The following is a 9,712-nucleotide window of genomic DNA, read 5'->3' as shown; positions in this document are numbered from 1 at the left end:
CGCCGGCCGCCCGCCGGCCGCCCGCTCCGCGATCCCGCCGGCCACAGGAAAAGTGCTGGACGGCCAAAGGCGTCGTCGGGTACTTTTGCGGTCCGGCTGCGGACTGTCCCAGTCGTCGACGGCCGAGGGGGTGAGACCCATTACCGCTGTGTCAGGTCGGGTGCTCTCACCACGAAGCGACGCGGATCGCCCCAGTAGGTGACCGCGGGAGCGCCCTTCGGCTCTCGAAAGGCTCCTGCCGCCATGCCGTCCCACTCTCCCCTCGCCGCCTTCTCCTCCCTCTCTTCCTCTTCCTTGTCCGTCGCTCCGTCCCCGCCCGCCGCACCGGATTCCGTCGTGGCCGCGCTGCGCGCCGCGGGCTGTGTCTTCGCCGAGGCCGAGGCCGAACTGATCCTCGCCGCCGCTCCCACCCCGGACCACGTGACCGAGATGGTCGAGCGCAGGGTCCGCGGGCTCCCCCTCGAACTCGTCGTCGGCTGGGCCGAGTTCAGTGGCCGACGGATCACCGTGGCCCCCGGCGTCTTCGTCCCCCGGCGCCGTACCGAGTTCCTCGTGGCGCAGGCCCTCGCGCAGGCACCCGACGCGGCCGTCGTCGTGGACCTGTGCTGTGGTTCGGGCGCCGTCGGCGTCGCTCTGGCCGACGGTCTCGGCACGGTCGAACTGCACGCCGCCGACATCGACCCGGCCGCCGTGCGCTGCGCCCGCCGCAATGTCGCGGACGTGGGCGGCCTGGTGTACGCAGGGGACCTGTTCGAGGCGCTGCCCGGCACGGTGCGCGGCCGGATCGACATCCTCGCGGCCAATGTGCCGTACGTGCCCAGCGACGAGATCGGCCTGCTGCCCGCGGAGGCTCGCGACCACGAGCCGCGGGTCGCGCTCGACGGCGGCGCGGACGGGCTCGACGTGCTGCGCCGGGTGGCCGCCGGGGCCCCCGACTGGCTGGCGCCCGGCGGCTGCCTCCTGGTGGAGACGAGCCGCCGCCAGGCGCCCGCGGCTGCCGCCGCCTTCACCGGTGCCGGGCTGCGGACCCGCCTGGCCGTCTCGGAGGAGGAGTACGCCCATGTCGTGATCGGCGTCAGACCGTAGCCCTGCCCGACGGGGCGGGACGGCCTGGTGAGGCAGGACCGCCGGGCAGGGTCGCGCGAGCGATGAGCAGGGCCACGTCGTCGAAGTCGTCGGGCCGGTGCAGGGTGCGCAGCAGCAGGTCGCACACCTCCTCGAGGGAGCTGTCGGGTCGGCCGCCGAGCAGCGAGAGCAGGTGGTCGAGGCGCTCGTCCAGTGAGTGGTGCCGGGTCTCGACGAGGCCGTCGGTGTACAGCACCAGCCGGTCGCCCGGCTCGATTCCGACGACGGTCGTGGAGAACTTGACGCCGCCCACCCCCAGCGGCACCCCGGTGGGCAGATCGAGCAGCTCCGGGGCGCCGCCGGCCCGTACCCGCACCGGCGGTACATGCCCCGCGTTGGCGATCAGGCACTGCCGCTCACGCGGGTCGTGGACGGCGTAGACACAGGTGGCGATGGCCTCCTCCAGGCCGCCGACGATCCGGTCGAGGTGTTCGAGGAGCACCGCCGGGTCGAGGCCGAGCGAGGCCAGCGTGTTCGTCGCCGTGCGCAGCCGCCCCATGGTGGCCGCCGCCGGGATGCCGCTGCCCATCACGTCCCCCACGACGAGGGCCGTCCTGCCGCCGTCCAGCGGGATCACGTCGAACCAGTCGCCGCCCACCTCGCTGGTGGCGCCCGCCGGCTGGTAGCGGGAGGCGACCTCGAGCCCGCCCGTCACCGGCGGATGGCTGGGCAGCAGGCTGCGCTGCAGGGTGAGCGCGGCGTCGCGGGCGCTCTGGTACCAGCGGGCGTTGTCGATCTGCACCGCCGCGCGGGCGGCCAGCTCCCGGGCCAGCAGCAGATCGTCCTCGTCGAACGGCAGCGGGTTGCCGGTGCGCTTGAGGTCGAGCGCACCGAGCACCTCGCCGTGCGCGATCAGCGGTACTGCCAAATACGAGTGCACACCCGCCCGGCCCAGCAGTTCGGCCGCCTCGGCGGACCGGGCGATCCGAGGCAGGTCCCCGTTTTTGACCTGCGGCAGCATCACGGGCAGGCCGGTGCGTACGCACTCGGTGACGAACCGGTCCGGGGCGTACCGGGCCACCCGGCCCGGCTGATCGGCGGCCAGCAGGGCGTCCCCCGAGCCGGCGCCCGTGCCCCGGACAGCCAGCGCCCGGATCACCGCCGGCTCGGCGGGACCGAGGGTGCTCCGGCGGCCCAGGACCACCGTGTCCAGCAGGTCCACGGCGGCCACGTCGGCCAGCTCCGGTACGGCCACCTCGGCCAGCTCACGGGCCGTACGCTCCAGGTCGAGCGTGGTGCCTATCCGGGCCGAGGCGTCGGCCACGAGGGCCAGTCGGCGCCGGGCCCGTTCGGCCTCGAGGCCCGTCCGGTACTGCTCGGTGACGTCCACCACGGAAAGAGCCACGCCAAGCACCGAGCCGAGCGCGTTCTCCAGGCGGAACAGGGAGGCGGTCCAGGCGTGGTCCTCGTCGGGATCGGCCGGGGTCCGGCCGATCATGAACTGGTCGACGACCGGTTTCCCGGTGTCCAGGACCTGCCTCGCCGCGGCCTCGACGGCGGCGGTCTCCAGCTGCGGAAGTACCTCGGGGATCGTGTGGCCCAGGTGTTCCTCGACCGGGACGCCGTTGATCCGTTCCAGTGCCGGGTTGACCGAGACGTACCGCAGATCGATGTCCAGGACGGCCAGCCCGATCGGGGACTGGGCGACGATCCGGGTGGACAGTGCCACGTCCTGCTCCATCCGGTGCACGGTCGACTGGTCGACCGCGAGGCCGAGGGCGTAGACGCCGCCCTGGTCGTCGGTCAGCCGCACGTTGCGGAACTCCACGAGCCGGGTGCCGCCGTCCTTGCGCCGGATGGGGAACGCCCCGGCCCAGCTCTGCCCGGTCCGCATGACCTCGGAGAACAGCGTGACCACCAGGTCCAGATACTGTTCGTGCACCATGATCCGGGCGGCGTACTGGCCCAGTGCCTCCTCGGCGCCGTACCCGAACAGTTCCTCTGCCTGAGGGCTCCACAGGACGATCCGGCCCTCAGGGTCCAGCACCACCGAGGCCACGCGCAGCACGTCGAGCAGCCCACTGGGACGGACCGGCCCACGGGCCCCTCCGTCTCCGTCGCCCTGGGATGACCCGGCTGAACTCATCGCAGGCCCCGCCTTCGCCGATTTCCGCGGCACACCGTGACGGTGCCGACATCACTTGTTCTACCGCGCGTGGGGGCGATTTTCCGCCTCTCCGGCTGTCTCCTCCACCTTCTTTCTTTCCTCCGTCGGGTGCCCCGTGATCCCGTGGACACGCCGGTCGTGCGCGGGGAGTGCACCCGTACCCGTACGTGCGGCGCTTGGCCGGGGGAGAGCGGGGTACGCCGTGTGGCAGGCCCGGCATGGCGCGGCAAAGACGTAGCCGGGCGCGGCAGGACGCGGCAAGGCGTCGCGGCGAAAGGAGCGATCACGATGGGCAGCGAGCGACCCCACCCGGAATCCGTCTCGGTCGAGATCAGCGGGTGCGACAAGGATGACGCACGGATCGTGTTCGACACGCTGTGCGCGTGCTTCGCGTCCGACCGGCGCCCCGACGACGTGCCAAAGGAGTGCTCCGAGACCCGCCCGACGGTGTGGCTCGGCACGTTCGACGTCGCCGCCCCGTACGAGGGCGGAGCCCGCCCCGGTGGCCCGGTCCGGCTGGCGTCCTCGGTCGACGCCGACCTGCACGGCGGCTACTGGGCGATCGACCGGTTCCGCACCACCCTGGACTCCCTGTTCACGGTGCATGACCTGAGCACAGTCTCCGGCGACCAGGAGGAGGAGCTGCACGTCCGCCTGGAAAGCCGGTGATCGCCGCCAGGAACGGGACAGCGGGACGTCAGCACGGCCGGACGCACCCGGCCGTGCGCGTCCTCGGATCGGTGTGCCCTCCACCACGTTTATGCAACTAGTTGCATAAACGGGTGCGCGTCCTCTACAACAGAGGGACGACACCGCGCACGGAGGGCCCGATGAGCCGTTACCCGCACCTGCTGACCCCCCTCGACCTGGGCTTCACCACCCTGCCCAACCGGGTCCTCATGGGCTCCATGCACGTAGGCCTGGAGGAGGCCGAGAACGGCTTCGCACGCCTGGCCGAGTTCTACGCCGCCCGTGCTCGTGGCGGCGTCGGCCTCATCGTCACCGGCGGCATCGCACCCAACGACGAGGGGCGGACCTTCGAGGGCGGGGCGAAGCTCACCACCGACGAGGAGGCGGAGCGGCACCGCGTCGTCACCGAGGCCGTGCACCGCGAGGGCGGGCGCATCGCCCTGCAGATCCTGCACGTCGGCCGGTACGCCTACCACCAGGACCTGGTCGCTCCGAGCCCCCTCCAGGCGCCGATCAGCCCCTTCACGCCCCACGAACTCACCGACGCGGGCATCGAGCGCACCATCGACGACTACGTCCGCGCCGCCCGCCTCGCCCGGCAGGCCGGCTACGACGGCGTCGAGATCATGGGCTCCGAGGGTTATCTGATCAATGAGTTCATCGTCGCGCGGACCAACCGGCGCACGGACCGCTGGGGCGGCTCGTACGAGAACCGGACGCGCTTCCCCCTGGAGATCGTCCGCCGGGTGCGCGAGGCGGTCGGCGAGGACTTCATCGTCATCTACCGGCTCTCCATGCTGGACCTCGTGCCCGGCGGCTCAACCCTGGACGAGGTGATCACGCTGGCCCGCGCCGTCGAGGCGGCCGGCGCCACGATCATCAACACCGGCATCGGCTGGCACGAAGCCCGCATCCCCACCATCGCCACCTCGGTACCGCGCGGCGCCTACACCTGGGTGACCAAGCGGCTGATGGGCGAGGTCTCGATCCCGCTCATCACCACCAACCGGATCAACACCCCCGAACTCGCCGAGCAACTGCTCGCCGAGGGGCACGCGGACATGGTGTCCATGGCCCGTCCGATGCTTGCCGACCCCGACTTCGTGGCCAAGGCCGCGGACGGCCGGCCCGAGGCGATCAACACCTGCATCGGCTGCAACCAGGCCTGCCTGGACCACACCTTCAACCTGCAGATCACCTCCTGCCTGGTCAACCCGCGCGCCTGCCACGAGACCGAGCTGGTGCTGTCCCCGACCAGGCGCCGCAAGCGCGTCGCGGTCGTCGGTGCCGGGCCGGCCGGGCTCGCCTGCGCCGTCAGCGCCGCCGAACGCGGCCACGACGTCACCCTGTTCGACGCCGCGAGCGAGATCGGCGGCCAGCTCAATGTCGCCCGCAAGGTCCCGGGCAAGCAGGAGTTCGACGAGACCCTGCGCTACTTCCGCACCCGGCTCGCCGAACTGGCCGTCGACGTACGCCTGGACACCCGGGCCACGGCCGACGACGTGAGCGGCCACGACGAGGTCGTCGTCGCCACCGGCGTCACCCCGCGCCTCCCCGACCTCCCCGGCGTCGACCACCCGAGCGTGCTCGGCTACCTCGACGTCCTGCGCGACGGCGCCCCCGTCGGCGACCGGGTCGCCGTCCTCGGAGCGGGCGGCATCGGCTTCGACGTCGCCGAGTTCCTCACCGACGGCGGCGACAAGGCGCACGAGAACCCCGAGACATACTTCAGGCAGTGGGGCGTCGACATGGACCACCGCACGCCCGGCGGTCTCACCGCACCCGAGCGGCCCGCCTCGCCACGCGCCGTCCACCTGCTCCAGCGCAAGACCTCCAAGGTCGGTGCGGGTCTGGGCAAGACCACCGGGTGGATCCACCGCACCGAACTGAGGCATCGCGGCGTCACCATGGTCCCCGGCGTGCGCTACGACCGCATCGACGACGCGGGCCTGCACCTCACCGTCGACGGCGAGAGCACCGTTCTGGAAGTGGACACGATCGTCCTGTGCACCGGCCAGGAACCGCGCCGCGACCTGTACGAGGAACTGGTCTCGGCCGGACGCTCCGTCCACCTGATCGGCGGCGCCGATGTGGCCGCCGAACTGGACGCCAAGCGGGCGATCAAGCAGGGCACGGAGGTGGCGGCGGCTCTCTAGGCCGACCGTGAGCCGTCCCTAGGATGGGGCCCATGTCACTCCCGCACGCGATCCTCACCGCCCTGCTCGAGAAGCCGTCGTCGGGGCTGGAGCTGACCCGTCGCTTCGACAAGTCGATCGGATACTTCTGGTCCGCGACGCATCAGCAGATCTACCGCGAGCTGGGAAAGCTGGAGGCCGAGGGTTTGATCCGGGCGCTGGCCGCCGAACAGCCCGCCCGCGGGCAGAAGAAGGCCTACGAGGTCCTGCCCGCGGGCCGCGCCGAACTGGCCCGCTGGACCTCCACGGCGCAGGACCCCAAGCCGATGCGCGACGCGCTGCTGTTGCGGCTGAGGGCGGCGGCGGTGGTCGGCGCGGGGGACCTCGAAGCCGATCTGCGGCGCCATCTGGAGCTGCACGAAAGGCAGTTGGCGAAATACCAGGAGATCGAGCGACGGGACTTCCCGCCCGGCAAGGACGCACCGGACGACAGGCTCCGGCATCTGGTGCTCCGGGCCGGTATCGACCTGGAGACCTTCTGGACCGGGTGGCTCGGGCACGCGCTCGCGGAGTTCGCGGAGTTCGCGGAGCACGCGGAGCACGGGGAGAAGGCGGAGCTGTCGGACGCTGAGCGGGCCGACCCCTCGCGGGTCCCCGCCCACACGGAACCGTCCGACTCCGGGCGCGCGGAATCGGACGGTTCGAGCTCCGGGAGGGCATGACGCCGGCCGCCCGACCGGAGCGCGTCGGACGTGGTGGCGACCGGCGCCGTCGCAGAACCGGTTCGGTTCGTTGCGCCGGCGCAGATACCAGGCCGTGGCGACGAGACCGGTACCCACGAGCGCGCCGCCCGTCACCAGCGTCACCGTCCCGTAGTCCGTGGAGCTGCCGCCGATGCCGCCCCTCACCCCGAGGGACGGCGAGGACGAGGCGGTGACCGGCGGACTGAGGACGGGAGGATCGGTGGGGGAGACGACGACGGACTGGTGCCCGCAGTGGTCCCGTTCGAGCACATCACGATCACCGTGTGGGTGCCCGAGCCGACGTCCGACCAGGCGGCGGACTGCCCCGAACCGGTTCCCGACAGGGCCACCTGGCGGCCCGGGGAGAAATTCGACTGGTCGCTGCCGAGCAGGGACGCGGTGCCCCAGCCGCCGTTGTGCTGGGCGCACGCGGTGGTCGTGCCGGAGACGGTCGAACCGGTCGTGCTCACGAAGACGCCGGGACCCGAGGAGGCCGGGCCGGTCAGCGCCAGGGGCAGCGCGACGGCGGCTGCGACGGTCAGCCCGGAACGGGGCAGAGGCTTCGAGCAGCGCATGTGAACTGCCTTCCGGCGGCACGGCCGGCAATACATCCCTTGCGCCGCCGAGGGGCGGGGAGCGCCCGTGCTGCCACCCGCCCAGCCGATGCGCACCCGGCCTGCGGCGCGTTCCTGCCGCCGCCGGGCAGGTGACGACGGCTGTCGCCCGGCGAACCCGCCCGTCGAGTGGCGCCGGCCCGGCCCGCCCGGACCCGGCTCGTCCTGCCTGCCCGGCGGAGCCCGGTCCCGCTCAGGGCCGCGGGCCCGTCGTCACCGTGCGCTCCGTGGAGAAGTCGCCCCAGGTTCCGTCCGGCAGCCTGGCCCGGATCCGTACCCGATGGCCGACCCCCGCCTCCCGTCCCGCGTAGAAGCTGTACGTCGCCCGGTCGCGCGGCGCCTCCCCGCCGTAGACGACGGAGGTGGCCGGGCGGCCGTCCAGCTGTACCTGGTACTCCGTGATCACCCCGTCCACGCGCGGCGGCACCCAGCTGAGGTCGATGTGGTACGCCCCCTCGGACCGGTGGCTCGAGGCGCGGAAGCCGGTGGGTGCCGCGGCGCGGTCGGCACTGTTGCCCGGTGTGGTCAGGCGAAGGGGAGCGCCGGAGGGAGACAGGTTGTCGGCCGCGTCCCGTGCCCGGACCGTGAAGGAGTAGTGGGTGCCCGGTCGCAGCCCCGTCACCACGGTGGCGGTCTGACTCCCGCCGACACTGTGAATCTTCGTTCCTCCCTGGAGGACGTCGTACGACAGGACGCCCCGGTCGTCCGTCGAGGCGGACCAGCTCAGCTGGACGGCCCTGCTGCCGACCGCCTTGCCGCGGAGGTCCGAGGGGCGGCTGGGCGCGGACCGGTCGGCCGTCGTGGCCGCCGGTGTCGTCGCCCGCACCTCGCGGCTGCGGGGCCCGAGCCGCCCTTCCGCGTCCCGCGCCCGCACGGTGAAGGCATACGTGGTGGAGGGTCGAAGCCTGGTGACATCCGCCATGTGCTCGGAGCCGGGTACTTCCTTGACCTTTCTGGTGCCCCGGTACACCTCGTACCGGCTCACCCGGGCGCTCGCGGCAGCGACGGTGTTCCACATGACATGCACACTTGTGGCGCTGCCGGCCTCGGCCGTGACACCCGTCGGTGCCCCGGGCGACTGCCCGCTGCCCCCGTTCCCGGCTCCGGATCCGCCGCAGGAGACGACCAGGAGAAGCACAAGCGTGAGCACGCCGCAGAGCAGGAGCGGCGAGCGGAGCGCGCCACCACGCAACGCGAGAGGACGGCGTGAGGGCACGGCAGCGGCGACAGGAACGCCTCGCACGACTCTGCCTCCCGACGGCGCACGGGAATGGTACGGACCAATGCTCGACCCCATGATGACGCGGATGACGCGATCACATCAAGGGGGTGGTGCGCGGCGACTCGGGCGACTCGGGCCGCGTACGGACACCGGCGCCGACTCAGGCACCCGGCCCACCGCCAGGCGGCCGAACGTGCACCGTACGGCCCTGCTGCGGTGGCCTCGCCATCGGCCCGGGATGAGATTGGGCCGAGTGCCCGTCATGTCCCCTACGAGAGGCCCGCATACCGTGACCCCTGTCCAGTCGCTCGCACTGGCCGCGGCCGGCGTCGCCGTGCTCGCCCCCACGATGCTCCACAGCACCGTCTCCCAGCAGGCCCGCACGGAACCACCGGCCGTACGACAGGGCGGCTCCGTCAGCGCCGCCGACCTGCTGGCCGAGGTGCGTGACTGCACCCCCGTCTCCCACGGCGAGTACCGGAGCGACCAAGGCGCCTCCGCCACCATCCCGGTGTGCGGCACCGACGATGTTGTGTTCTGGAAGGCCGACATGGACATCGACTGCGACGGACAGCCCGGCGTTCACTGCAACACCGCCACCGACCCGTACTTCTCCGCCTCCACAGCGTTCGTGCAGTCCGACGGCCGCCCGCTGAACTCCGAGACCCTGCCCTACGTGGTGGTGCCGGTGCCGAGCGCGCTCTGGGACTACCGGGCGCACGGTGTCCGGGGCGGCTCGGTGGTGGCCGTCGTGTACGGCGGCCAAGTGCAGTACGCGGTCGTCGGCGACACCGGCCCCGCGGGCATTATCGGTGAGGCGTCCTACGCGACGGCCGAAGCGCTCGGCCTCGATCCCGACCCACGAAGCGGCGGCACATCCTCCGGTGTCACCTACATCGTGTTCAAGGACAGCCGGGTGACTCCCATCGAGGACCGGAAGGCCGCGGTGGTGGAGGGAGAGAGACTGGCCCAGCGGTTCGTGAACGGCGGCTGAGCCGAACCACCACCCCCGGGCGGGCCTGAAACCGGAGCCCTCCGCGCGAGAAGTGACCGGCGGGGGAGGTGACGGGCGGAAA

The 9,712-nt window shown here is 72.3% G+C and carries 6 protein-coding genes and 2 pseudogenes; 5 read left to right on the top strand and 3 right to left on the bottom strand.

Annotated features, from left to right (window positions below; all coding sequences use genetic code 11):
- The first annotated feature begins 243 nt into the window (after window positions 1–243).
- The gene (locus ACFP2V_RS16670) at window positions 244–1,086 is read left to right on the top strand and encodes a putative protein N(5)-glutamine methyltransferase (protein ID WP_381212230.1); all 843 of its coding nucleotides are present in this window, start codon (window positions 244–246) and stop codon (window positions 1,084–1,086) included.
- On the opposite strand, the gene ACFP2V_RS16665 is transcribed toward ACFP2V_RS16670, so the two are convergent.
- Window positions 1,076–3,211 (bottom strand): SpoIIE family protein phosphatase, encoded by a 2,136-nt coding sequence (locus ACFP2V_RS16665; protein WP_381212227.1) that lies wholly within the window; start codon window positions 3,209–3,211, stop codon window positions 1,076–1,078. The genes ACFP2V_RS16670 and ACFP2V_RS16665 overlap by 11 nt on opposite strands.
- 309 nt (window positions 3,212–3,520) lie before the next feature.
- On the opposite strand from ACFP2V_RS16665, the gene ACFP2V_RS16660 reads away from it, so the two are divergent.
- The 3 genes and pseudogenes from ACFP2V_RS16660 to ACFP2V_RS16650 form a co-directional block, all read left to right on the top strand.
- Entirely contained in the window at window positions 3,521–3,901 is a 381-nt protein-coding gene (locus ACFP2V_RS16660) for a hypothetical protein (RefSeq protein WP_381212224.1), read from the top strand.
- A 161-nt stretch (window positions 3,902–4,062) separates the two neighbouring features.
- A complete protein-coding gene (locus ACFP2V_RS16655) occupies window positions 4,063–6,078 on the top strand; it encodes an FAD-dependent oxidoreductase (protein ID WP_381212222.1) in 2,016 nt (671 codons plus the stop codon).
- Window positions 6,079–6,110: 32 nt separating this feature from the next.
- Window positions 6,111–6,638 (top strand): annotated as a pseudogene (locus ACFP2V_RS16650) (PadR family transcriptional regulator); the annotation flags it as partial.
- Window positions 6,639–6,836: 198 nt separating this feature from the next.
- On the opposite strand, the pseudogene ACFP2V_RS16645 reads toward ACFP2V_RS16650, so the two are convergent.
- Window positions 6,837–7,375, bottom strand: a pseudogene (locus ACFP2V_RS16645) (hypothetical protein); the annotation flags it as partial.
- Between the two features lie 232 nt (window positions 7,376–7,607).
- The gene (locus ACFP2V_RS16640; RefSeq protein ID WP_381212221.1) at window positions 7,608–8,657 is read right to left on the bottom strand and encodes a fibronectin type III domain-containing protein; all 1,050 of its coding nucleotides are present in this window, start codon (window positions 8,655–8,657) and stop codon (window positions 7,608–7,610) included.
- Window positions 8,658–8,985: 328 nt separating this feature from the next.
- Between ACFP2V_RS16640 and ACFP2V_RS16635 the strand changes: the two genes are divergently transcribed.
- Window positions 8,986–9,630 (top strand): glycoside hydrolase family 75 protein, encoded by a 645-nt coding sequence (locus tag ACFP2V_RS16635; protein WP_381212259.1) that lies wholly within the window; start codon window positions 8,986–8,988, stop codon window positions 9,628–9,630.
- Window positions 9,631–9,712: the final 82 nt, after the last annotated feature.

The sequence above is a fragment of the Streptomyces incanus genome (assembly GCF_042656345.1).
GTDB lineage: Bacteria > Actinomycetota > Actinomycetes > Streptomycetales > Streptomycetaceae > Streptomyces > Streptomyces incanus.
This window is presented reverse-complemented; position numbering and strand designations above follow the sequence as displayed.